The 23,066-nt window shown below is 63.3% G+C and carries 18 protein-coding genes and 6 tRNA genes; 3 read left to right on the top strand and 21 right to left on the bottom strand.

Annotated features, from left to right (window positions below; translation table 11 throughout):
• Positions 1-11 precede the first annotated feature (11 nt).
• From VITFI_RS12525 to VITFI_RS12475, 11 genes are all read right to left on the bottom strand, one after another.
• Entirely contained in the window at positions 12-764 is a 753-nt protein-coding gene (locus tag VITFI_RS12525) for an SDR family oxidoreductase (protein WP_089417245.1), read from the bottom strand.
• 55 nt (positions 765-819) lie between these two features.
• Positions 820-2,115, bottom strand: a complete 1,296-nt coding sequence (locus tag VITFI_RS12520) for an FAD-binding oxidoreductase (RefSeq protein WP_089417244.1) — start codon at positions 2,113-2,115, stop codon at positions 820-822.
• Positions 2,112-3,071, bottom strand: a complete 960-nt coding sequence (locus VITFI_RS12515) for a lysylphosphatidylglycerol synthase transmembrane domain-containing protein (protein ID WP_157725675.1) — start codon at positions 3,069-3,071, stop codon at positions 2,112-2,114. The genes VITFI_RS12520 and VITFI_RS12515 overlap by 4 nt, the downstream gene beginning before the upstream one ends.
• Before the next feature lie 41 nt (positions 3,072-3,112).
• A complete protein-coding gene (locus VITFI_RS12510) occupies positions 3,113-4,051 on the bottom strand; it encodes a decaprenyl-phosphate phosphoribosyltransferase (protein ID WP_269768721.1) in 939 nt (312 codons plus the stop codon).
• Positions 4,052-4,171: 120 nt separating this feature from the next.
• Positions 4,172-4,339 (bottom strand): DUF3149 domain-containing protein, encoded by a 168-nt coding sequence (locus tag VITFI_RS12505; protein ID WP_089417241.1) that lies wholly within the window; start codon positions 4,337-4,339, stop codon positions 4,172-4,174.
• 137 nt (positions 4,340-4,476) lie between these two features.
• A complete protein-coding gene (locus tag VITFI_RS12500; RefSeq protein ID WP_089417240.1) occupies positions 4,477-5,562 on the bottom strand; it encodes a 6-phosphofructokinase in 1,086 nt (361 codons plus the stop codon).
• A gap of 37 nt (positions 5,563-5,599) precedes the next feature.
• Positions 5,600-6,334: a 2OG-Fe dioxygenase family protein gene (locus tag VITFI_RS12495; protein ID WP_089417239.1), complete on the bottom strand. Its 735-nt coding sequence runs from the start codon at positions 6,332-6,334 to the stop codon at positions 5,600-5,602.
• Positions 6,331-7,719 (bottom strand): sensor histidine kinase, encoded by a 1,389-nt coding sequence (locus VITFI_RS12490; protein ID WP_089417238.1) that lies wholly within the window; start codon positions 7,717-7,719, stop codon positions 6,331-6,333. The genes VITFI_RS12495 and VITFI_RS12490 overlap by 4 nt, the downstream gene beginning before the upstream one ends.
• A gap of 14 nt (positions 7,720-7,733) precedes the next feature.
• Entirely contained in the window at positions 7,734-8,471 is a 738-nt protein-coding gene (locus VITFI_RS12485) for a response regulator transcription factor (protein WP_089417237.1), read from the bottom strand.
• A gap of 23 nt (positions 8,472-8,494) precedes the next feature.
• Positions 8,495-9,079, bottom strand: coding sequence for a Spy/CpxP family protein refolding chaperone (locus VITFI_RS12480; RefSeq protein WP_089417236.1), 585 nt, complete (start codon positions 9,077-9,079; stop codon positions 8,495-8,497).
• 89 nt (positions 9,080-9,168) lie between these two features.
• Positions 9,169-10,083 (bottom strand): transglutaminase-like domain-containing protein, encoded by a 915-nt coding sequence (locus VITFI_RS12475; protein WP_198301463.1) that lies wholly within the window; start codon positions 10,081-10,083, stop codon positions 9,169-9,171.
• A gap of 208 nt (positions 10,084-10,291) precedes the next feature.
• Here VITFI_RS12475 and purL point away from each other — a divergent pair, with 208 nt between their 5' ends.
• The 3 genes from purL (at position 10,292) to aroC (ending at position 16,197) form a co-directional block, all read left to right on the top strand.
• A complete protein-coding gene (purL, locus tag VITFI_RS12470) occupies positions 10,292-14,329 on the top strand; it encodes a phosphoribosylformylglycinamidine synthase (protein WP_089417234.1) in 4,038 nt (1,345 codons plus the stop codon).
• A 205-nt stretch (positions 14,330-14,534) separates the two neighbouring features.
• A complete protein-coding gene (locus VITFI_RS12465; protein ID WP_089417233.1) occupies positions 14,535-15,011 on the top strand; it encodes a CBS domain-containing protein in 477 nt (158 codons plus the stop codon).
• An 85-nt stretch (positions 15,012-15,096) separates the two neighbouring features.
• Positions 15,097-16,197, top strand: coding sequence for a chorismate synthase (gene aroC / locus VITFI_RS12460; protein WP_089417232.1), 1,101 nt, complete (start codon positions 15,097-15,099; stop codon positions 16,195-16,197).
• A 92-nt stretch (positions 16,198-16,289) separates the two neighbouring features.
• Here the strand turns inward: aroC and VITFI_RS12455 are convergent.
• From VITFI_RS12455 to VITFI_RS12410, 10 genes are all read right to left on the bottom strand, one after another.
• Positions 16,290-16,365 (bottom strand) — tRNA-Gly (locus VITFI_RS12455).
• 14 nt (positions 16,366-16,379) lie between these two features.
• Positions 16,380-16,455: transfer RNA gene (locus tag VITFI_RS12450), tRNA-Gly, on the bottom strand.
• Positions 16,456-16,469: 14 nt separating this feature from the next.
• Positions 16,470-16,545 (bottom strand) — tRNA-Gly (locus tag VITFI_RS12445).
• A 13-nt stretch (positions 16,546-16,558) separates the two neighbouring features.
• A tRNA-Cys gene (locus tag VITFI_RS12440) sits at positions 16,559-16,632 on the bottom strand.
• A gap of 46 nt (positions 16,633-16,678) precedes the next feature.
• Positions 16,679-16,754 (bottom strand) — tRNA-Gly (locus tag VITFI_RS12435).
• Positions 16,755-16,881: 127 nt separating this feature from the next.
• Positions 16,882-19,314 (bottom strand): endopeptidase La, encoded by a 2,433-nt coding sequence (gene lon, locus VITFI_RS12430; RefSeq protein WP_089417231.1) that lies wholly within the window; start codon positions 19,312-19,314, stop codon positions 16,882-16,884.
• An 89-nt stretch (positions 19,315-19,403) separates the two neighbouring features.
• The gene (gene clpX, locus VITFI_RS12425) at positions 19,404-20,672 is read right to left on the bottom strand and encodes an ATP-dependent Clp protease ATP-binding subunit ClpX (protein WP_089417230.1); all 1,269 of its coding nucleotides are present in this window, start codon (positions 20,670-20,672) and stop codon (positions 19,404-19,406) included.
• A 125-nt stretch (positions 20,673-20,797) separates the two neighbouring features.
• Positions 20,798-21,409: an ATP-dependent Clp endopeptidase proteolytic subunit ClpP gene (gene clpP / locus VITFI_RS12420; RefSeq protein ID WP_089417229.1), complete on the bottom strand. Its 612-nt coding sequence runs from the start codon at positions 21,407-21,409 to the stop codon at positions 20,798-20,800.
• Between the two features lie 159 nt (positions 21,410-21,568).
• The gene (tig, locus tag VITFI_RS12415; RefSeq protein ID WP_089417228.1) at positions 21,569-22,876 is read right to left on the bottom strand and encodes a trigger factor; all 1,308 of its coding nucleotides are present in this window, start codon (positions 22,874-22,876) and stop codon (positions 21,569-21,571) included.
• 29 nt (positions 22,877-22,905) lie between these two features.
• Positions 22,906-22,992, bottom strand: a tRNA-Leu gene (locus tag VITFI_RS12410).
• Positions 22,993-23,066 lie beyond the last annotated feature (74 nt).

Below are 23,066 nucleotides of genomic sequence, written 5' to 3'. Positions count from 1 at the left end.
GCCCCATTGCGTCAGAGACGCAGACGCTTGAACACCCGTTCCGGAATGTGCCTCACCACCATCATGATGAAACGCCAGAAACCGGGGGTGTATAGCACGTCGGTGTTGCGATCCATGGCGCGGACGATGTCGGCGGCAACACGCTCCGGCGTGGCCCAGAGTGCCCCTTTCGGGCCGATGCCTGCTGTCATGGGGGTGTCCACAAACCCAGGTTTGATGGTCAGCACATGCACCCCGTGCGGGTACAGGCGATTGCGAAGTCCTTGGAGATACAAACTCACCAGGCCTTTGGCTGCACCATAGAGGTAATTGGACTGTCGCCCCCGATCGCCTGCAACGGATGAAATGACCGCCAGCGTGCCCGCTTGGGCCGTCTTCATGCGCTGCGCGATGTGGGCGCACAGCGACACCACCGACACCCCATTGGTATGCAAATGCGCCAAGGCCAGAGACACATCGGCATCGCAGGCCGTTTGGTCTGGCAAGGTGCCATGGGCGATGAGAACGCCATCCAACCCCCCTAAGCGTTGCCAGGCTTCGTCGATCAAAGCGGCGTGGCGGCTGACATCTTCCAAATCGGCTTGGATGGCGTGCAGCAGATGCGCTTGTGGCCCCGCACGCACTTGCAGGTCTTGCAGCGCCTGCTGAAGTTTGACGGCATCGCGTCCGACCAACACCAGTGCCGCACCGCGTTGAACCCACAACCGAGCAGTGGCGTGGGCGATGGCGGATGTGGCGCCCAACAGAAGAAACTTGTGTTTCATCGCGTCAATATTCGGTGAGAGGCTGGGTGGTGAGGAGCGGGGGAGGGGGGCATTGTCACGTCTGAACACGCCGCCAAAAACCGGACGAAAACGCCGGATCGACATAGGTGCTGAAGGCTTCCCAATCGGGGTAGCCTGCACGGAACATCGACCCGGGCATGCGTGCATCCTTGGCGGGATACAGCGCTCCCTGTGCCTCGCGCACCACGGCATCGAGTTCGTGGCACAAACGGAGGGTGGCCTCGCCCTGGAAGGGAAAGTCCAGCGCCAAGGTTGAACCTGGCCGGGGGAATGACAGCATGCCAGGGGCAGTCCGGTTGCCAAAGGTTTTGAACACGGCGAGGAAAGAGCCTTGTCCGCGTGAACCAATCAGGCGCAGCAGTTCACGGCTGGCGTCACGCATGGTCGCAGGGGGGAGCACGCATTGGTACTGAATGAAGCCACGCGGGCCGTACATGCGATTCCATTGGCCAATACCGTCCAACGGGTAAAAAAAGGCCGGCCAGGGCATGAGGGTTTGAGGTGGCAGCGGACGGTGGTAGTACAGCCAGTTGAACCCCCAAACGGAGGCGCGGTTGACCAGCGACAGCGGAGGTGTCATCGGCCACTGACGCTGCGGAGCAGGCGGGTGACGCCACTGCGCCTGAGCGCCAGCGTGCAGGCCCGCCGTGTAAATGCCACGGCCACCACGCAGGCAATCGACCCAAGCGACAGCGTATTCACACCGAGGCATCCAATGGGCATCCAAGGCCCAATAGTCGTCGATCGAGGCGAAACGCCGGTTGATGGCTTGGACATCGGGTTGCGCGATGCGACGCAGCCCAATTTCAACCCAAGTGATCAAGCCCGTGAGACCCAGCCCACCGACCGTGGCACGAAACCAGTCAGGATGCTGCGTGGCGCTGCACTGCTGGCGGGAACCGTCCGAGCGCAACAGTTCCAAGGCGCGCACGTGATCTCCGAACGAGCCCATCACATGGTGGTTTTTACCGTGAACATCGTTGGCCACAGCCCCGCCCAGGGTGACAAAGCGTGTTCCCGGGGTCACAGGTAAAAACCAGCCTTGTGGAATCACCAATCGCAGGATGGCATCCAGCGACACGCCCGCTTCAGCGCGCAGCACACCGGTTGCAGGATCGAAAGCCATGAAACGATCCAGATGGCGAGTGTGCAACAGGGTGTGGCCCGGATTGAGTGCCACATCGCCATAACTACGGCCCCATCCATGAGCGAGCAGGGTGTTTTGTGCATCGCTCGGTCGTGGCAGGTTGGTGTGACGGTCGGTGAGGGGCCGTTCGTATTTTGCGGGGGGGGTGGGCATCCGGCCCCAGGCTTGGGTGGGTTGTGTCATGGGGACACGCCAGTGCGAGGCAGTTGGTGCTGGCGCCATAAGATCGACAGAGCGACCAAGCCCAGCAAAACAGCGAACCATAACGTGGTCAGCCGCACAACGATGGTCGCGGCCACTGCCACCGGTGGATCCGCACCATGCCAGAGCAGCAAGCCCACCATGACGGCTTCGGTGCCCCCCAATCCACCCGGTAAGAAACTGAAAGCGCCCGCCATCATGGCCACGGCATAAACAAAAAAGGAAAACAGCCAGTGACAGTGAATGTCCAACCAGCCGAGCAAGAGGTGGAGGGCCCAAGCTTCAGCCATCCAGGCCAGGGCGGTCATGGGCCAAACCCACGCCACCAAGCCGGGGCGATGGCACTGCCGAGTCGCGGACAGTGCGTGCGTGACCCGTTGGAGGAGCCCCGACCAGGCGTTGTGCGGCAACGTGTCGGAGGGGGAGAGTTTGTGTATCACGCGGTGGCCATGCACCAGCCCGACCCACAACAGCAAAATCAACACCCACCCGAACCCAATCAGTGAACGGTGCGTGGTGAAACTCCAAGCGCCTAAGCAGGCCAGGGCCATGATGCCGACCAAGTCAGCCAGTCGTTCGCTGGCGAAAGCCGCTAGGCTGTGCGAAACCGGGACGTTCCATGCGCGCAAGAACACAGAGCGGACAGCCTCTCCCACTTTCCCGGGGGTGGTGGTGAGGGCATAGCCACCCACGTAAATCAGGCCACAGGGCTTCCAGGGTACGGTGTGCCCCATCTCGTGCAGATAAGCCTGCCAGCGGACAAAGCGCAGCCCATAGTTCACCAAGGATAAGCCGAGCAAAACAGCGAATCCCAGCATGTGGACGCGCTGAACAGCCGCCCAAACAGCGGCCCAGCCATTCCAGACAGAAAACAGCAGGTAACCCAGCGCACTGACAACCAAAGTCACCAGCAGTCCCACCCAGGTGCGGCGGGACATGAGCACGTTTTCGGGCGAAAAAGGAGGGGGGAGGGGGGGGGTCACCTGATCAGTCCCACGGTCAAAGCCAGCCACGCCAGCACACAGAGCAGTAACTGGCGATCGCGCAGAAGATCGCGGGCAGTATCTTGGCCAGCTCCGTGGCTGTGCAGCAGGAGCAGGTATCGGAAGATTCCGTAGATGATGAGTGGCACCGTGTAGATCAAGCGATCGGTGCCATGCAGCTCAATGGTGTCGGGGCTAACGGTGTACAGGGCATAACTCAACACGGTACACGTGGCCGAAATGGACAGGTATTGCTCCAGCATTTCGGGTTTATAGGCGTGCAAAACACGGCGGGTGGTGCGCTTGGGATGCTGCTGCATCAGCATCAATTCAGCGCGGCGTTTGGCAAAACCCAAGAAAAGAGTGAACATCAACCCACACAGCAGCAACCAGCTGGAGGGGTGAATGCCCAGTCCGACCGTGCCGGCCAAGATGCGCAGCATGAAGCCAGCACAGATGCAAAACACGTCCAAGATGGGAGCGTGTTTCAGTCGCAGGCTGTAGGCCGCGTTGATGGCAATGTAGCCCATCGCCAGCGCCAAGACGGGCCAAGAAACTGTGGCAGCCAGTCCGCACCCCAGACCCACCAAAAGCCCCCCCAGCATGCGGGCCTGTGCCGTGGAAACGAGCCCGCTGGCGAGAGGGCGATGGCGTTTGTGAGGGTGAACACGGTCGGCGTGGACGTCGACCAAGTCATTGCCGATGTAAATCGCGCTGGCGACGGCGCAAAAAGCCAAAAAGGTCAATCCGGCTTGCCCGAGCAATGCCCAATCCCCCCACCGTCCCGCGAAGAGGACACCGAAAAGCACGAAGCTGTTCTTCACCCACTGATGGGGGCGCATCAGTTGCAGGGCGGTTCTAGCGAAATTCGGTGAGGGAGGAGGAGGGGTGCGGGTGTATGGCAATGGCCGTCTCCGAGGCGAAACGAAGCACACCGGAGACACCCGGCGCGGCGCCAGTTTAGCCCCCTCCCGTTAACGCATTTATTGGGGTGGTTTCGAACGAAAAAGAGGCCGATGAAATCGGCCTCCTGAGGACTGGCGATCCGCTGGAAATCACTTCGCGCCAGCGGCCTTCTGCTGGGCGTCGTGCGCGGCGATGTCCGCCTTGATGTGCTTGAGGAAGTAGTTGACGTAGTACACGCCCATGCCCAGTGTGAAGGCGATCACAGCAGCGCTCATCAGGCCGTAGTCAGTGCTCAGGAAGTCTTGCAGGGCACGCATTGGAATGGCTCCTCGGGGTTGTCGGTCTCAGGGTCAGCGAGTGACCGTGATCAGACACCGTCCCGCGCCGGTGCTTTTTGCGCCAGCGCAACTGCGGCAGGTCGTCGCAGTTGCTTCTGCATGCTCCTTGACGAAGATCAGACAGATACCCCGCCCTGTGTCTCGCCCAAGCTGATGCCCAGGCCGCGTGCAGCATTCAACAGCGGGTGATCCAAGGGCACGGTGCGCGTCTGTCCCGCGACGGCTTGCAGGGGGACGCTGGCGCAGTGTTCACCTTCCAAAGTCACCATGCGCCCGAACTGGCCCCGGCGGATGAGCTGGGCCGCGTGGTAGCCAAAGCGCGTGGACAACACCCGGTCATACGGCGTTGGCGAACCGCCGCGCTGGATGTGGCCCAGCAACGTGGTGCGCACTTCGCTTTGCAAGCGCGGTTGCAACTGGTGTTGCAGCCACTGGCCGACGCCACCGAGGCGCAGCGGGTCGGGGCTGTCGGCGAGGGTGGCGCGCACGGTCAAGCCTTGATCGCGGGCATGGGCGCCTTCGGCGATGCAGATCAGGGTGTAGCCGTCCCGCGCTTCGCGTTCGGCGCAGACGCGGGCCACCTCGTCCACATCAAACGGCACTTCGGGCAGCAGGATCACATCGGCACCACCCGCCATGCCGCCTTCGAGGGCAATCCACCCCGCGTAGCGTCCCATGGTCTCGGCGATCATCACCCGGCGGTGGCTGCGTGCCGTGGTTTCCAGCCGATCCAGCGCTTCGGCGACCACGGCCACGGCGCTGTCAAAACCGAAGGTGCGTTCGGTACACGCCAAGTCGTTGTCGATGGTTTTGGGCACGCCGACCACGGGCAAGCCCAGTTCGGCAAAACGGTGGGCAATCACCATCGTGCCGTCGCCGCCGATCACCACCAAACCATCCAACCCCAGCTCGTCGCGGGCGTAGGCCAGGGCTTGGGCGGACACATCCGCGCCGCCCGCGCCAAAGTAGTGGAACGGATCGCAGCGGTTGTGCGTGCCCAAAACGGTGCCGCCCTGCGCCAAGATACCTTCGACCGAGCGGGCATCCAAGGGTTGGACGTTGCGGGTGATGAGGCCCAAAAAGCCGCGTTCAATCCCGGTGACGCGGGCGCCACATTCGTTGATGAGCGCCAGCGTCACGGCGCGGATCACGGCGTTGAGACCGGGGCAGTCACCGCCGCCGGTGAGGATGCCGATGTGCATGCAGATTGCTCCTTGTCGTCTGAATTCGGATGAATCGTCAGGGGCCTTGGAAACTGCCGGCGCGGAACGTCAACACCAGGGTGTCGCGGTGGCCGGGCTGTTCGGGGCGGAGGGGTTGAATCGGGGTGGATTCGTGGATCACCCGTTCATCGTCGAGCAACAGCGTGCTCCACGCTTGACTCAGGGTGAAGCGCTCGCCGGCCCGCCCTTGGGCGGCGAACACACGGGTTTCGCCGCCCTTGATGGCCTCGCGGCCCACCAGCGTGACCGTCACCAGATCGACCCCGTCGCGGTGCGCGCCTTCGGGCGTGGGGCGGCCGATGCCGTCGGTGGTGTCGATGCGGAACGGATGGGCTTCCATATACCAAGGGCGTGCCCCTTTGAGTGCTGACGCCCGTGCCGCCATGGCCACCAGCCAGCGCGCCCACAGCGGATGGGCCAGGTGCGCCGTTTCCATCGGCTCGAAATGCCGTTCGATGCCGCCGTGCAAAGCGTTGTACTCCACGGGCTGCCAGTGTGGCCGGTGGGGCACGAGCGTGACCTGTTCACCTTCGACGATGAAACAACTGTGGCGGCGGCGGCGGTAACGGCCCCCGTCGCGCAGGTAGCGGTCGGCGGGCAGGCGATCCCAAAAGGGGCGCCAGTCTTCCAGGGCGGCGACGGGGTGGTGGAGCAGGGTGGCGGCGCCATCGGCGTCGAGCACGGCGTAGCCTTGAGCGGCGAGGGTGGTGTCCAGATCGGCCACCGGGGTTACGGGAGGGGACAGATTCATGCAGAGATTGTCGCCCCCGACGCAGGCCAAGGCAGCCGGGCCGTGACGCGCAACCCCGGCGCTGCGTTCTCTAAAATCAAGGTGCCACCGTGCGCTTCGGCCACCCGCCGGCACAGGTGCAATCCGAGCCCGACGCCGCCTGCGCTGCGGGTGCGGGCGCTGTCTGGGCGGTAAAACGGCTCGGCCAAGCGGGTGAGCTGCTCGGGGGCCACGCCCGGCCCACGGTCGCGCACACTCAGCGTCAACCAGCCGCCAGCCTCTGGGTGCCACTGCACGCTCAATTCGGGTGGGAAGGGGGCATCGGCGGCGTGGCGCCAGGCGTTGGACAGCACATTGCGCACCAGCAGCGCCAAGCGCGTCCGATCCACCGGGGCCGCCGGCAGGTGCTCAGGAAGTTGGACGCACAAAGCCGGTTCGGCTTGCGGGTAAGCCGCGTGCAACGCCTCGCGCACTTGCGCCAGCAGCGCGACCCAATCGGCGGCGTCGGTCAGGGTGCGTTGCAGGCTGGCATCGGGGCGGGTGAGGCGCTCGCTTTCAAGCAAGTCGCTGATGAGGTCGCGCATTTGGCCCAGGTCGCGCAACAGGGCGTCGCGTTCGGGGCTGTCGTCGATCAGCTCGGCGTTGAGGCGGGCGCGTGTCAGCGGCGAGCGCAGTTCATGGCTGATGGCCAACAGCAGGCTGTGTTGGGCATCGAGCATGCCGCGCAGGTCGGTGGCCATGCGGTTGACGCGCCCGGCCAATTCACCCAGCTCATCGGGGCGAGCCAGATCGATGGGTTGGCTGAAGTCCCCTCGGCCAAAACGTTCCGCCCCAGCACCGATGCGCTGCAAGGGGCGCAGCAGCCAGCGGCGCACCCACCACCACGTCAGCCCCAACAAACTCAGCAACAACGCGAGGGTGAAGGCTCCGATGGCGCGTGGTCGGCGCACCCAGCCTTCGGTGTCCAGCGCGAATTGCAGGAGGTGGCCATCGGCTGTGGTGCGCGCCAGCCAAGCGTGTTCCGGATCGACAAGGCGGTGATGGCGGTGCGGGTGCATCCCCGAGGCCGGGGGCTGCCCGGGGGGATGGTGAAACAGCGGTTCACCCGACAGCCCCGGCGCCTCGCGGTTCGACACCCAATTCACCACCGGCCCCTCAATGCGCAGGGCCAAGGGCAGGCGTTCAGCCAGGGCGCGGGCCCGTTCGATGTCGGGTGGCGTCCCCACCTCCGCAGCGAGGCGATCGACGTAATCTTCCACCAAAGGGCGCACTGCCATGCGCCAACCGGTGCCCAACGCATGTTGCACCCCGCCGACAAACACGGCACTCGATGCCAACGCCAGCAACACGAACAGCAGCACCAAGCGTGCGCCCAGCGAATGGCGCCACCGGTGCCAGGCGGACATGGGCGCATGGGGCGTCACAGCGGGGTGCCGGCGAAGCTGTAACCGGCGTTGCGCAGGGTTTTGATGCACTGGAGCGGTTCCAGCTTGCGCCGCAAGCGCGACACCAGGATGTCCACGGCGCGGGTGTAAAGCTCGGCATCGTGGCCGCGCAGGCGGGTGAGGATGTCATCGCGGCTGAAGACCCGGCCAGGCTCGCGGGCCAGCAGCAGCAACAATTCGAATTCGGTGCCGGTCAGGTCGAGCGGGCCGCGACCTTCGGCCACCGCTTCGCGCCGCAGCGAATCCAAGATCAAACCTTCGAAACGCAGCGGAGCCTCGGCGCCTGTCGGGGGTGGTGAGGGCTGGGGCGGTGCCGGCGTCGCTCGGCGCAAGATGGTGTGCAACCGGGCGGCCAACTCACGCGGCTCAAAGGGTTTGGGGAGGTAGTCGTCCGCCCCCAGTTCCAGCCCGACCACGCGGTCGGCCAGCTCGCCGCGTGCCGTCAGCATCAGCACGGGCAGTTGCGGGTGATCGCGCCGCAATTGGCGCAGCAACTCGAAGCCGTCCATTTCGGGCAGCATCACGTCGAGGATGACGGCGGCGAAAGGGGCCGCCTCCTCGCCCGGCCAGCGTGGCGCGGGCGGTTGCGCCAACAGCGCCCGCCCGGCGCTGGGGCGCAGCGCTGCATGCAGCGCCAGATCGAAGCGCCGCAGGTAAGTGGCCAGCGGCGGGCCGAGGTGCTCGTCGTCGTCAATCAACAAAATGCGATGCATGACGGCGAGGGTAGCGCACCCGTTCAGTAGCCCCAACCGCCGTGGCCATGACCCTGCCCATGACCCTGGCGGCTGCCGGGGCCACGGCTGTTCAAGAAATCGCGCACTTTTTGCTGCTGCTCGGGCTTGAGGCTGTCATAGAACGTGGCGAAAGCGGCGATCACCTTGGGGCTGGCGGTTTTCATGGCATCGGCCTTGCGGTTGGCCAGGGCTTGGGCGGCTTGGGCGTCGAAACGCGGGCCGGTGATCAGTGCTTGAAGTTCAGCACGCGGGCCGGCGGCTGGGCCGCTGGCGCTGCTGGCAGCCCCAGGGGCGCCCATCATGGCTTGGCGCTGTTCGTGAACCGTGTCGATCAGGGCGACGAGGTGCTTTTTCTGCGTCGCATCCAGACTCAGTTGGCTGGTCACGCGCTCGACCATGCGGTCGCGGTGCTGGGCCATGTTGGCCGGCGTCATGGCGGCGCCGTCCCCTCCGAAGGAGCCAGGATTGTGACCACAAGCGGCCAAGCCACTGAGGGACAGGCCAGCCATCGTCACACCGATCAGCGTGCGGCGCAGCCAAGGACGGGCAGAAAACAAAGCGGAGAAGCGGGGCGTCAGCAGGTTCATGGCGAAAGACCTCAGAAGGAAGGGCATGGCGCCATGGTGCCCGCCGGGAGGTTTCGCGTCTTCTCAGCGCGGTATCGGTGTGTTTCGTTTTATTGCGCCAGCGAGGCCATCCCGTCCGTGGACAACGCCCGCCACGTGTGTTCCGGCGTCACCAAAATGCCTTGCGCGTTGGGCTGTGGCGCCACGTGGATGATCGGGGCGTAACACGTCACGCTGCCAAAAATCATGGCGAAGGCGGCATCGCTGGCATCCCGACCCGTGGCCAAGCGCACAAAGGACATCGGAATGGCCGTGCCTGAAGGGTCGAACAAGTACCAGCGGTGCCCGACGTACACCTCGACGTACGCATGGAAATCCGGTGGCCCCAGCGCCGGATCGGCACCGTAGTCGAACCCTGTGGCAAAGCGCGCCGGAATGTTCAGGGCGCGGCACAGGCCAATCATGACGTGCGCGAAATCGCGGCACACCCCGGCGCCTCGGTTCAAACTGTCGCAGGCGGACGTGGTGCTGTCGGAAGTGTTGGCCTCAAAGCGGAGTTGTGTCCGCACCCAGTCGCGAATCGCGACCACCCGTTGGTAACCGGGGGACACTTGCCCAAATTGAGCCATGGCGAGTGCTTGCAGCCGATCCGATTCGCAATACCGGCTCGGGCACAGGAAACCCAACACAGCGGGCGGCAGTTGCATCACGGGAATTTCACCCAACTCCATCGGGTCGGCTTGATGGTGAAATAAATCCACCACAGCGCGGTAGTTGAGTGTCAGCGTACCGGGCCAAGCTTGGAGCCGGACGTATCGCGACCGGCTGACCGAATCCATGTGTGCCTGCGGCAAGATGGCTTGATTGAGCGTCAGTCGCTCATGCACCAGATGCTGCTGGCGGGTCTGCGCTGGCTGCACATTGAAAATGAAATCAGCGCCAGGTGCCGCTACGTCGTACTGGAGTGCAATGGAGAAGCCCAGCCGCAGCGGTTGATGGGAAAAAGGAGGGGTCAAGACAGGCACGGCGCCAGCCGTGTCCAAGCGAAGAGAAAGACCGGGCGGGAAGCCGGATGGACGGCCAGTGTAGTCCGTGCCCCCCGGCACCTGGTTGGCAAGACGTAAAATCAAGGCCCTTTCTGGGCCACCGGTTGCCACCCGCCAGCGCGCTGGGTCGGCACGCCGTTCTGATCGCCCACAGATTCGTCCATCCGCCGCCAACCGACGGGATCTCATGTCTTCTCCCACCAAGCACCTGATGCACTTCGAGGGCGGCAACGCCCTTTCGCTTTTCCGCGCCGCCGCGCTGCTGCCCACCCTGCAAGCCATCTGCCCCCGCATCGTGGATGTGGCCGCCCGGCATGTGCATTGGGTCTGGAGTGACGGCGCCCTGGGCGCCACCGAGGTCGGCAAACTCGCTGCCTTGCTGAACTACGGTGACGCCTACGCCGGCCCCACCCAAGCCGACGCTGGTACCGAACTCATCGTCGTCATGCCGCGTCTGGGCACGGTGTCGCCCTGGGCCTCCAAGGCCACGGACATCGCCCACAACTGCGGCTTAGGGATTCACCGCGTCGAGCGCGTCACCGAAGTGCGCATCTCGCTGAAAACCGGCGGCGTGGCGGGCTTCATCGACGCCCTCACCGGCAACGCCCCCAAGGGCTTGACTGCTGAAGAACGCACTGCCTGCGCCCTGGCCCTGCACGACCGCATGACCGAAAGCGTGGCCTTCGAGCGCGACGCCGCCCTGCATCTGTTTGACGAAAAGGCCGCCGAACCGATGGCGCACGTCGATGTGCTGGGCCAAGGCCGCAGTGCGCTGGAAGCTGCCAACGTCGAATTCGGCTTGGCGCTGTCTTCCGACGAAATCGACTACCTGGTGAACGCCTTCACCGGCCTGAAGCGCAACCCCACCGACGTGGAGTTGATGATGTTCGCCCAGGCCAACAGCGAACACTGCCGCCACAAGATCTTCAACGCCGAGTTCATCATCGATGGCGAGAAGCAGCCGCTCTCCATGTTCGGCATGATCCGCAACACCGAGAAGCTGAACCCGCAGCGCAGCATCGTTGCCTACAGCGACAACGCCGCCGTGATGGAAGGCGGCCCGGTCGAGCGCTGGCTGACCGATGGCTTTGATGCGGCCCCCCAGTACGTTGGCCGCGCCCAAACCTCGCACGTGCTGATGAAGGTGGAAACGCACAACCACCCGACGGCCATTTCACCCTTCCCCGGTGCTTCCACCGGCGCCGGCGGTGAAATCCGCGACGAAGGCGCCACTGGCCGGGGCGCTCGCCCCAAGGCCGGCCTGACGGGTTTCTCGGTTTCGAACCTGAACCTGCCGGGCACGAACGAGCCCTGGGAAACCAACGCCTACGGCAAGCCCGAGCACATCGCCAGCCCGCTGCAAATCATGACGGAAGGCCCGCTGGGCGGCGCAGCGTTCAACAACGAGTTTGGCCGGCCCAACCTCGGCGGTTATTTCCGCGTTTTTGAACAAACCGTGGGTGAGGGCGCACAAGCCGTGCGCCGGGGCTATCACAAGCCGATCATGATCGCCGGCGGCCTGGGCTTCATCAGCGAAGGCCAGACGCACAAGCTGCCTTTCGGCGCCGGCACGCTGCTGGTGCAACTGGGCGGGCCGGGCATGCGCATCGGCATGGGCGGCGGTGCCGCCAGCTCGATGGCAGCGGGCACCAACACCGCGTCGCTGGATTTTGATTCGGTGCAGCGCGGCAACCCAGAAATCCAACGCCGTGCGCAGGAAGTCATCAACCACTGCTGGGCGCTGGGTGAGGGCAACCCGATCGTGGCGATTCACGACGTGGGCGCGGGTGGCATCTCCAACGCTTTCCCCGAGCTGGTGGATGGGGCCGAAAAGGGCGCCCGCTTCGATCTGCGCAAGGTGCCGCTGGAAGAAACGGGCCTCGCACCCAAGGAAATCTGGTGCAACGAGAGCCAGGAGCGTTACACGCTGGCCGTCGATCCGGCCAAGCTGGAAGCGTTTGACGCCATGTGCCAGCGCGAACGCTGCCCCTATTCGGTGGTCGGCGTCGCCACCGATGACAAAGAATTGATTCTGGAAGACGGCCCCGGCGGCGAGCGCGTCATCGACATGCCCATGGACGTGCTGCTGGGCAAGCCGCCCAAGATGGTGCGTGACGTCAAGCGCGTGGCGCGTGAGCTGGCCCCGCTCAACCTGACGGAAGTCTCGCTGGAGCAAGCCGCCCGCGACGTGCTGCGCCACCCAACCGTGGCCAGCAAGCGTTTCCTCATCACCATTGGCGATCGCAGCGTGGGCGGCATGAGCCACCGCGACCAGATGGTCGGCCCCTGGCAAGTGCCCGTGGCCGATTGCGCCGTGACCCTGGCGGACTACAGCAGCTTCCGTGGCGAGGCCATGAGCATGGGCGAGCGCACCCCGCTGGCCGCGTTGGACGCGCCCGCTTCGGGCCGCATGGCGGTGGCCGAGGCCATCACCAACTTGCTGGCTGCACCGTTTGAGCTCTCGCACGTCAAGCTGAGCTGCAACTGGATGGCCGCTTGCGGCGAGCCGGGCGAAGACGCCGCGCTCTACGAAACCGTCAAGGCCGTGGGCATGGATTTGTGCCCCGCGCTGGGCGTGGGCGTGCCGGTGGGCAAGGACAGCCTGTCGATGCGCACCCGCTGGAACGATGCCGGCGAAACCAAGCAAGTGGTGGCGCCCGTTTCGCTCATCGTGTCGGCCTTCGTGACGCTGGATGACGTGCGCGGCACCCTCACGCCGCAACTGCAAGACGGTGATACCACGCTGATCCTGGTCGATCTGGGCAACGGCCAGCGCCGCATGGGCGGTTCGATCCTCGCGCAAACGCTGCAACAGTTCGGCCACAACGTGCCGGATGTGGACGATCCGGCCCAACTGAAGGCCCTGGTGAACGCCGTGAACGCCTTGCGTGCCGACGGCAAACTGCTGGCCTACCACGACCGTTCGGACGGCGGCCTGTGGGCGGCGGCCTGCGAAATGGCGTTTGCTGCCAAGCGCGGTGTCAGCCTGAACGTGGACATGCTGGTGCTCGAAGGCGACGGCATCTCCGACAGCCGCAACGACGTGGGCGATGCCAAGAACTGGGCCACCCAAGCCAGTGGCCGTCGCAACGAACTGACGCTGCAAGCGCTGTTCAACGAAGAACTGGGCGTCGTGCTGCAAGTGCGCAGCGCCGACCGCGATGCGGTGTTGCAGGTGCTGCGGGCACATGGGCTGTCCAAGCAAAGCCACGTCATCGGCAAGCCGAACGACAAGGGTGCGATGGAAATTTGGCGCGACGCCAAGCCGCAATTCAGCGCCCCGTTGGAAGAGCTGCACAAGCTGTGGGACGAGGTGAGCTGGCGCATCGCCCAGCAGCGCGACAACCCCGCCTGTGCCGACAGCGAACACACCCTGGCCGGTGGCAACGATGCCGGCCTGCACCTGGCCCTGACGTTCGACCCGGCGGAAGACGTGGCCGCGCCTTTCCTCAACCTGGGCGCCAAGCCCAAGGTGGCCATCCTGCGTGAGCAGGGCGTGAACAGCCATGTGGAAACCAGCTACGCCTTTGCGCTCGCCGGTTTCGACGCTTACGACGTTCACATGAGCGACCTGCAAGCTGGCAAGGCCGAGCTGTCGCAGTTCAAGGGCTTTGTGGCCTGCGGCGGTTTCTCCTACGGTGACACGCTGGGCGCGGGGGAAGGCTGGGCACGCTCCATCCTTTTCAACCCCAAGCTGGCCGAACAGTTCGAAGCCTTCTTTGGCCGCCAAGACACCTTCGCCCTGGGCATCTGCAACGGTTGCCAAATGCTGGCGGCGCTTTCGCCCATGATTCCGGGCGCCGGCGCTTGGCCCAAGTTCACGCGCAACAAGAGTGAACAGTTCGAGGCGCGCCTGTCGATGGTCGAAGTTCTGGAAAGCCCCTCGGTGTTCTTCCAAGGCATGGCTGGCAGCCGTTTGCCCATCGTCGTTTCGCACGGTGAAGGTTTCGCGGACTTCAGCCAGCGCGGTGACGCCGCCAGCGTGGCCCGCGCCCTGCGTTTCGTGGATGGCAGCGGTGCCGCCACCGAAGCCTATCCGCTCAACCCGAACGGCAGCCCGCAAGGTCTCACCGGCGTGACCACGGCTGATGGCCGCTTCACCGCCATGATGCCGCACCCGGAACGGGTCTTCCGCAACGTGCTGATGAGCTGGAACGGCGGCGACGTGAACACGCTCAGCCCCTGGATGCGCATGTTCCGCAACGCCCGCAAGTGGGTGGGTTGATCTTCAAGGAGAGGGCAGGGCTTGCGCATATCGAGCCCTGTTTTCTCTATGCGAAATGAAAAACGGGTGAACCTCTGAAAAACGCGCCATGTGCGCGTTTTTTTGCAGCTTATGCGCTGAAATGGGGGCAAGTCCGCACCCCAATCGAGGCAGTTCAGGGCACAGTGGCGCCTTGGGCATCCACAGAGCAAGGAGAAACCGAACAATGAAAGTCAGCGACATTCTTCGTGTGAAGGGCAACACCCTGTTCACCGTCACCCCCGACCAGCCTCTGGCCGAAGCCGTCCAGTTGATGTCTGAGCAAGACATCGGCTCGCTGGTGGTCATGGAGCACGGTGATCTGGCCGGGATGCTCACCTTCCGCGAGGTGATTTCGGCCATCGTCACCAACAACATGCAGATCGGTACCCGCTTGGTGCGCTCCGTCATGGACGATGCTCCGCTGACCTGCACCCCCGCCACCGAGATCGACGAAGTGCGTCGCATGATGCTGGGCCGCCACGCCCGCTACATGCCGGTGCTGAATGGCCGTGTGCTGATGGGCGTGATCTCGTTCTATGACGTGGCCAAGTCCGTCGTGGAAGCGCAGGACTTTGAAAACCGCATGCTCAAAGCCTACATCCGCGACTGGCCGGTGGAAGAGAGCGAAGGCACCGAATCCACCGCTGACAAGGCTTCGTGACCGCCGGTCTTCGGCCATCCACCGCCTGAGGGGCGCCGACTAAAATCGGCGCCCCTTTTGTTTGGCTTTCAACCGGGTTTGATTCATGTCTGGCAGCACTTTTGGCGAACTGTTTCGCGTCACCAATTTCGGCGAAAGCCACGGCCCGGCCATTGGCTGCGTGATCGATGGCTGCCCGCCCGGCCTGCCCCTGAGCGAAGCGGACATTCAGCCCGATCTCGATCGCCGCCGCCCCGGTACCTCGCGCCACGTCACCCAGCGCAACGAGGCGGATGCGGTCGAAATCCTCTCCGGTGTCTACCAAGGCCAAACCACCGGCACGCCGATTTGTTTGCTGATCCGCAACACCGATCAGCGCAGCAAGGACTACGGCAACATCGCCCAGAGTTTTCGCCCCGGCCACGCGGACTATACCTATTGGCACAAATACGGCCTGCGCGATCCGCGTGGGGGCGGGCGCAGCTCGGCCCGCTTGACGGCGCCGACTGTGGCCGCAGGCGCGGTGGCCAAAAAATGGCTGGCGGCCCAATACGGCACGCGCATTCGTGGCTGCATGACCGCCATCGGCGACATTGCCATCGGCCAAGACGATTGGTCGCAAGTCGGCCAGAACCCGTTTTTCGCAGCCACGGCGGACGCAGCCAAACTCGCCGAGCTGGAAGCCTTCATGGATACGCTGCGCCGGGCGGGGGATTCGATCGGCGCCCGCTTGTATGTCGAGGCCAGCGGCGTGCCGGTGGGCCTGGGCGCACCGCTGTTTGACAAACTCGATGCCGACATTGCTTACGCCATGATGGGCATCAACGCCGTCAAGGGCGTGGAAATCGGCGATGGGTTCGAGAGCGCCCGCCAACGCGGCAGCGAACACGGTGATGAGCTGACGCCGCAGGGCTTCTTGAGCAACCACGCTGGGGGTGTGCTTGGTGGCATTTCGACAGGGCAAGATGTGCGCGTTCACATGGCGATCAAACCGACGAGTTCGATTCGTGTGCCGCGCCAGTCCATTGACGTGAACGGCGATCCGGCGACGGTGGAAACCTTCGGGCGCCATGATCCGTGCGTCGGCATCCGTGCGACGCCGATTGCCGAGGCCATGCTGGCGCTGGTGTTGATCGATCACGCTTTGCGCCATCGGGCGCAGTGCGGTGATGTGCGCGTGGCCACGCCGGACATTGCGCATCGTTGATCGATGTGGCCCCCGTTGTTGGCGGGGGCATCGCCCGTCGAGCACAAAGCAAAAAGCCGATGCAATCGGCATTGCATCGGCTTTTCAGAATTTGGAGCGGGAAACGAGGCTCGAACTCGCGACCTCAACCTTGGCAAGGTTGCGCTCTACCAACTGAGCTATTCCCGCAGGGGGTACCAAACTGGAGCGGGAAACGAGGCTCGAACTCGCGACCTCAACCTTGGCAAGGTTGCGCTCTACCAACTGAGCTATTCCCGCAGAGGGCACAAACTTGGAGCGGGAAACGAGGCTCGAACTCGCGACCTCAACCTTGGCAAGGTTGCGCTCTACCAACTGAGCTATTCCCGCACACAGTGTGCTTTGGAGGCGCGATCCAGAGTCGAACTGGACTAGACGGATTTGCAATCCGTTGCATAACCGCTTTGCTATCGCGCCAGACTTGGTTTTGCCTCGCCATCACCGCGTGCCAACGCGCTGACTTTGGAGCGGGAAACGAGGCTCGAACTCGCGACCTCAACCTTGGCAAGGTTGCGCTCTACCAACTGAGCTATTCCCGCGTTTTGGCTTGGCTAGCCATCTGATGCGGTGATTGGTGTCACACAAAACTTTCGTTTCGCTGCATCAGAGAAGCTCGCATTATAGGAAGATTTTTATTCCACATGCAAGCTTTTTCGCCCTAAATTTTCAATGTGGCAGCGAATCCCCCGCCACACTGGCCACCACGGCTGCTGGCGCTGCCTCGGCTTTGGCGGGCGCAACGGCCACATCGTCGTCCGGCAGCGGTTGCGGCACGGATTCGAGCGCCACTTCCAACACCTTGTCGATCCAGCGCACGGGCACGATTTCCAACTGGCTTTTCACGGAGTCCGGGATTTCCGCCAAATCCTTGACGTTCTCTTCCGGAATCATCACCAGTTTGATGCCGCCCCGTGCCGCCGCCAGCAGTTTCTCTTTCAGCCCACCGATGGCGGTGACTTCACCACGCAGGGTGATTTCCCCCGTCATGGCCACGTTGGCGCGCACCGGGATGCCCGTGAGGGCCGAGACGAAAGCCGTCGTCATGGCGATGCCGGCGCTGGGGCCGTCCTTGGGCGTGGCGCCGTCGGGGACGTGAACGTGGACGTCGCGTTTCTCGAACAGTTCGTCTTTGATGCCGAGGCGGCGGGCGCGGCTGCGCACCACGGTGCGAGCGGCTTCCACCGATTCTTTCATCACGTCACCCAGCGAGCCGGTGCGGATGATGCCGCCCTTGCCCGGTACGGCGGTGGCTTCGATGGTGAGCAGGTCGCCGCCCACCTCCGTCCACGCCAGCCCGACGACTTGGCCGACTTGGTTGGTTTTCTCCGCCCGTCCAAAATCGTATTTGCGCACACCGAGGAACTCGTTGAGGTTGTCTTCGGTGATGACGACTTGGCCGGTGTAGGTCTTGAGCTGCAAGCCCTTGACCACCTTGCGGCAGATTTTGGACAGCTCGCGCTCCAGCGAGCGCACGCCCGCTTCGCGGGTGTAATAGCGGATGATGCCCCGAATCGCCGATTCGGTGACCTCCATCTCCTCGTCCTTCACGCCGTTGTTTTTGGCTTGTTTGGGCAGGAGGTAACGCTGGGCGATGTTGAGCTTCTCATCCTCGGTGTAACCCGACAGGCGGATCACTTCCATCCGATCCAGCAGCGCTGGCGGGATGTTCATCGAGTTCGAGGTGGCCACGAACATCACGTCGGACAGATCGAAATCGACCTCGACGTAATGGTCGCCAAACGTGTGGTTCTGCTCAGGATCGAGCACTTCCAGCAGGGCCGAGGACGGATCGCCCCGGAAATCCATGCCGAGTTTGTCGATCTCATCCAGCAAGAACAGCGGGTTGCGCACGCCCACCTTGGTGAGCGATTGCAGCACCTTGCCCGGCATGGAGCCGATGTAGGTGCGACGGTGGCCGCGAATTTCGGCTTCGTCGCGCACGCCGCCCAGGGCCATGCGCACGAACTTGCGCCCCGTGGCCCGCGCCACCGATTGCCCCAGCGAGGTTTTGCCCACGCCCGGAGGCCCTACCAAGCACAGGATCGGTGCTTTCACCTTGTCCACGCGCTGTTGCACCGCCAAGTATTCGAGGATGCGATCCTTGACCTTTTCCAAGCCATAGTGATCTTCGTTCAGCACCTCTTCGGCGTTGGACAGATCGTGTTTGATTTTGGTTTTCTTCGCCCAGGGCAGGCCGACCAGCGCATCCAAGTAGTTGCGCACCACCGTGGCTTCGGCGGACATGGGCGACATCAGCTTGAGTTTTTTCAGCTCCGCATCGGCCTTTTTGCGCGCCTCTTTGGGCATCTTGGCGGTGCGGATTTTCTTTTCCAGCTCCTCCAGATCGGCGCCTTCTTCGCCGTCGCCCAGTTCCTTTTGGATGGCCTTGACCTGCTCGTTCAGGTAGTACTCGCGCTGGCTCTTTTCCATCTGGCGCTTCACACGCCCACGGATGCGCTTTTCCACTTGCAGGATGTCCACCTCGTGCTCCAGCAGCTCCAGCAGCTTTTCCAAGCGCGGGGCGACTTCGAACAGGTCGAGCACTGCTTGTTTGGCTTCGAGCTTGAGCGGCAGGTGGGCGGCAATCGTGTCGGCCAGGCGGCCCGGATCGTCGATGCCCGCGATCGAGGTCAGGATTTCCGGCGGGATTTTTTTGTTGAGTTTGACGTACTGGTCAAACTGCTGGGTCACTGCGCGGCGCAAGGCTTCGACTTCGGGCGTGTGCGACACCGCCGGCTGCACGGGCACCACCACGGCGCTGAAATGCTCGTTGGTGTCGGTGATGGCCTGGGTGTTGGCGCGCTGCGCACCTTCGACCAGCACCTTGACCGTGCCGTCGGGCAGCTTGAGCATTTGCAGGATGCTGGACACGCAGCCGACTTCAAACATGTCGTCGGCTCGGGGCTCGTCCTTGCCGGCGGCTTTTTGGGCCACGAGCATGATCTGCCGGCCCACTTCCATCGCGGCTTCCAGCGCCTTGATCGACTTCGGGCGGCCCACGAACAGCGGAATGACCATGTGGGGGAACACCACCACGTCGCGCAGCGGCAGCAGCGGCAGGGTGATCGGTTCCGAGGGGAGGATGGTTTGTCCTGACATGGAATGCCTCACTTTCTCAGGCCGGTAGATAGGGCCCGAGTTGCGGTTTGCAAGGCGGCCGGCTCATCAGGCAAGCCGGCGCCGCGTCTTCAAGCGCTGGCCTGGGTTTCCCGGTAGACCAGCAGCGGCTTGGTGCCATCGTCCACGATGTGATCGTCGATCACCACCTTGGCCACGCCGTCGAGTGTCGGCAAATCGAACATCGTGTCCATGAGACATTGCTCCATGATCGAGCGCAGGCCGCGTGCGCCAGTTTTGCGCTTGAGTGCCTTGCGGGCGATCGCAGCCAACGCCGAGGTGCGGATCTCCAGATCCACGCCGTCCATGGCGAACAGCTTCTGGTACTGCTTGACCAAGGCGTTGCGCGGCTCGACCAGGATTTGAATCAGTGCATCTTCCGTCAGTTCACCCAAGGTGGCGACCACCGGCAGGCGGCCCACCAACTCGGGAATCAGGCCGAAGCGCACCAAATCTTCGGGTTCGGCGTCGCGGAAAATTTCCGAGGTCTTGCGGTCGGTTTTGCTGTGGACGGTGGCGCCAAAACCGATGCCGGATTTTTCCGTGCGGTTCTGGATCACCTTTTCCAACCCATCGAACGCACCGCCGCAGATGAAGAGGATGTTGGTGGTGTCGATCTGCAAAAAGTCTTGGTTTGGGTGCTTGCGCCCACCTTGTGGGGGCACGCTGGCCATGGTGCCTTCCACCAGCTTGAGCAGGGCTTGCTGCACACCTTCGCCCGAGACATCGCGGGTGATGCTGGGGTTGTCCGCTTTGCGGCTGATTTTGTCGATCTCGTCGATGTAAACGATGCCGCGTTGGGCCCGCTCCACGTCGTAATTGCAGTTTTGCAGCAGCTTTTGGATGATGTTTTCCACGTCCTCGCCGACGTAGCCGGCTTCGGTCAGTGTGGTGGCATCGGCGATGACGAAGGGCACGTTCAGCAAGCGTGCCAGCGTCTGGGCCAGCAGCGTTTTGCCCGAACCGGTGGGGCCGATGAGCAGAATGTTGCTCTTGCTCAGCTCCACTTCGTCCTTGCTCGCACCTTGGTGCTTGAGGCGTTTGTAGTGGTTGTAAACCGCCACGGCCAGGGTGCGCTTGGCGCCGTCTTGGCCAATGACGTACTGATCCAGCGTCGATTTGATCTCAGCAGGCACCGGCAGATCGGACTTGGCCGCCTTGCCAGCGGGCACAGCATCGGTGGGCACCTCGTCACGGATGATGTCGTTGCACAGCTCGATGCACTCGTCACAGATGAACACCGAGGGGCCGGCGATGAGCTTTTTGACCTCGTGCTGGCTCTTGCCGCAGAACGAACAGTAGAGGGCTTTTTCGCCAGAGGCGCCTTTTTTGTCGGGCATGGGACGGATGGGGAACGGTGGCGGGAGGAGAAAGATCGCCGGGGATGATAGTGCAGACCATCATCCCCCTGAGGCCAGCCCCGGCACACAGCTTGCCAGGGCTCTCGCATGGGGTGGCGAGCGGGTCAGGTATTGCGGTGCGTCAGCACTTGGTCGATCAGACCGTAGGACTGGGCCTCGGTGGCGCTGAGGTAGTAGTCGCGCTCGGTGTCGTTTTGCACTTTTTCCAGCGGCTGGCCGGTGCGCTCGGCCAGGATGCGGTTGAGTTGATCCCGCGTCTTGAGGATTTCGCGCGCGTGGATCTCGATCTCAGTCGCCTGGCCTTGGGTGCCGCCCAGGGGTTGGTGGATCATCACCTTGGAATTCGGCAGCGAAAAGCGCTTGCCCTTGGCCCCTGCGGCCAGCAGGAACGCGCCCATGCTGGCGGCCATGCCGATGCACAGCGTGGACACATCGGGCTTGATGAACTGCATGGTGTCGAAGATCGACATGCCTGCGCTCACGCTGCCGCCCGGGGAGTTGATGTAGAAAAAGATGTCCTTGTCGGGATTTTCGCTTTCCAGAAAGAGCATCTGTGCTACCACGAGGTTGGCGCTTTGGTCATTGACCGGGCCCACCAAGAAGATGATGCGTTCGCGCAGCAAACGCGAGTAGATGTCGTAGGCGCGCTCGCCACGGCCCGATTGCTCGATGACCATCGGCACCATGCCGAGGGCTTGGGTTTCCAGTGCGCTCATGCGGTCACTTTCTTGCGAAGAAGGGAAGTCGGTATGTGGCCGATTATGTCGTTGCAGGCCGAGCGCCTGCGCCGTAAAAAAAAGCCCGGCCAAGATGGTCGGGCTCGATGGGTGAAGGGGAGGGGCCGTGTGGGCCATCTCCCTTCAGCGGCTGGGGGTTCAGGCCGCCATCAGTTCGTCAAACGGCAACACCTTGTCGGTCACCTTGGCTTGGGCCATGACGAAGTCGGCAACGTTGTTCTCCAGCACCACGGCTTCGATTTCGGCCATGCGCTCGCGGTTGGACAGGTACCAGCTCATCACCTGGGCCGGTTGCTCGTAGCTCTGGGCCAGCTCTTCGATGTGGGCTTGCAGTTGCTCAGGCTTGGCTTGCAGGTTGTTGGCCGTCACCAGCTCAGACAGCAGCAGGCCCAGGCGCACGCGGCGCTCAGCTTGCGGGGTGAACATTTCGGCCGGAATCGGAGCCTTGTCAGCGTCCTTGATGCCGCGTTGCTTCAGGTCATCGCGGGCGTTTTCCACCAGGCGCTCGGTTTCCGAGGTGACCAGTGCCTTGGGCACGTCCAGCTCGTTGACCTTGACCAGCAGATCCATCGCAGCCGCCTTGTTACGGGCCAGCAGACGGTACTTGACTTCGCGTTCCAGGTTCTTCTTCACGTCAGCGCGCAGGGCTTCGACGGTGCCGGCCACGATGCCCAGCGACGAGATGAATTCCTCGGTCAGCTCAGGAAGCTGTTGGAATTCGATCTTCTTCATGGTCACGAGGAAGTCGGCTTCTTTGCCGGCCACGTCCTTGCCGTGGTAATCCTCGGGGAATTGCAGCGGGAAGGTCTTGGACTCGCCCACCTTCATGCCACGCACGGCAGCATCGAATTGCTCCAGCATTTGGCCTTCACCGACCAAGAACTGGAAGCCTTCGGCTTTGCCGCCGGCGAAGGGTTCGCCGTCGATTTTGCCTTCGAAGTCAATGGTGACGCGGTCGCCCGGGTCGGTCCAGCCGCCTTCGTTGCGCTCGATGAAAGTGCGGCGTTGCTTGCGCAGGATGTCGATGGTCTTGTCGATGGCGGCATCGTCCACTTCAGCGGAAACGCGATCCACTTCGGCGGCCGACAGATCAGCCAGCTTGACTTCCGGGAACACTTCGAAGGTGGCGTCAAACGCCACGGCGCCTTCGGGCGACTCGTCCTTCTGGGTGATGCTCGGAGCGCCAGCGACGCGCAGATCGGCTTCCTTGATGGCTTGCACGAAGGCGTCGTTGATCTTGTCGTTCAGGACTTCGTACTGCACCGAGTAGCCATAACGCTGAGCCACGATGGACATCGGCACCTTGCCCGGACGGAAGCCGTCGGCCTTCACGGTGCGTGCCAGCTTCTTCAGGCGGGCGTTGACTTCGGATTCGATCTCGCTGGTCGGCAGCGTCAGGGTGATGCGGCGTTCGAGCTTTTCCAGGGTTTCAACAGTGACTGCCATGATGCGAAAAGTCTTGTGATCGTGTTGGATGGTGCGCGGGGCCGGACTCGAACCGGCACGCCCGTGAAGGCGTCAGGACCTAAACCTGGTGCGTCTACCAATTTCGCCACCCGCGCAACGCATATCGTGTGTTCGAACTGCCTGATTCCTCGGGCCTGGCGCAAACTTCAACCAGCACCCGGGCGAATTG

Source organism: Vitreoscilla filiformis (assembly GCF_002222655.1).
Lineage (GTDB): Bacteria > Pseudomonadota > Gammaproteobacteria > Burkholderiales > Burkholderiaceae_C > Ideonella > Ideonella filiformis.
Note: the sequence above shows the minus strand (reverse complement) of the source record. Positions and strands in the feature narration are given on the sequence as shown.

Excerpts from the sequence above, each read along its gene's own strand:
- VITFI_RS12525 (WP_089417245.1), bottom strand. The coding sequence starts at position 764 with ATGAAACACAAGTTTCTTCTGTTGGGCGCCACATCCGCCATCGCCCAC.
- VITFI_RS12520 (WP_089417244.1), bottom strand. The coding sequence starts at position 2,115 with ATGACACAACCCACCCAAGCCTGGGGCCGGATGCCCACCCCCCCCGCA.
- VITFI_RS12515 (WP_157725675.1), bottom strand. The coding sequence starts at position 3,071 with ATGTCCCGCCGCACCTGGGTGGGACTGCTGGTGACTTTGGTTGTCAGT.
- VITFI_RS12505 (WP_089417241.1), bottom strand. The coding sequence starts at position 4,339 with ATGCGTGCCCTGCAAGACTTCCTGAGCACTGACTACGGCCTGATGAGC.
- VITFI_RS12500 (WP_089417240.1), bottom strand. The coding sequence starts at position 5,562 with ATGCACATCGGCATCCTCACCGGCGGCGGTGACTGCCCCGGTCTCAAC.
- VITFI_RS12495 (WP_089417239.1), bottom strand. The coding sequence starts at position 6,334 with ATGAATCTGTCCCCTCCCGTAACCCCGGTGGCCGATCTGGACACCACC.
- VITFI_RS12490 (WP_089417238.1), bottom strand. The coding sequence starts at position 7,719 with ATGTCCGCCTGGCACCGGTGGCGCCATTCGCTGGGCGCACGCTTGGTG.
- VITFI_RS12485 (WP_089417237.1), bottom strand. The coding sequence starts at position 8,471 with ATGCATCGCATTTTGTTGATTGACGACGACGAGCACCTCGGCCCGCCG.
- VITFI_RS12480 (WP_089417236.1), bottom strand. The coding sequence starts at position 9,079 with ATGAACCTGCTGACGCCCCGCTTCTCCGCTTTGTTTTCTGCCCGTCCT.
- purL (WP_089417234.1), top strand. The coding sequence starts at position 10,292 with ATGTCTTCTCCCACCAAGCACCTGATGCACTTCGAGGGCGGCAACGCC.
- VITFI_RS12465 (WP_089417233.1), top strand. The coding sequence starts at position 14,535 with ATGAAAGTCAGCGACATTCTTCGTGTGAAGGGCAACACCCTGTTCACC.
- aroC (WP_089417232.1), top strand. The coding sequence starts at position 15,097 with ATGTCTGGCAGCACTTTTGGCGAACTGTTTCGCGTCACCAATTTCGGC.
- lon (WP_089417231.1), bottom strand. The coding sequence starts at position 19,314 with ATGTCAGGACAAACCATCCTCCCCTCGGAACCGATCACCCTGCCGCTG.
- clpX (WP_089417230.1), bottom strand. The coding sequence starts at position 20,672 with ATGCCCGACAAAAAAGGCGCCTCTGGCGAAAAAGCCCTCTACTGTTCG.
- clpP (WP_089417229.1), bottom strand. The coding sequence starts at position 21,409 with ATGAGCGCACTGGAAACCCAAGCCCTCGGCATGGTGCCGATGGTCATC.
- tig (WP_089417228.1), bottom strand. The coding sequence starts at position 22,876 with ATGGCAGTCACTGTTGAAACCCTGGAAAAGCTCGAACGCCGCATCACC.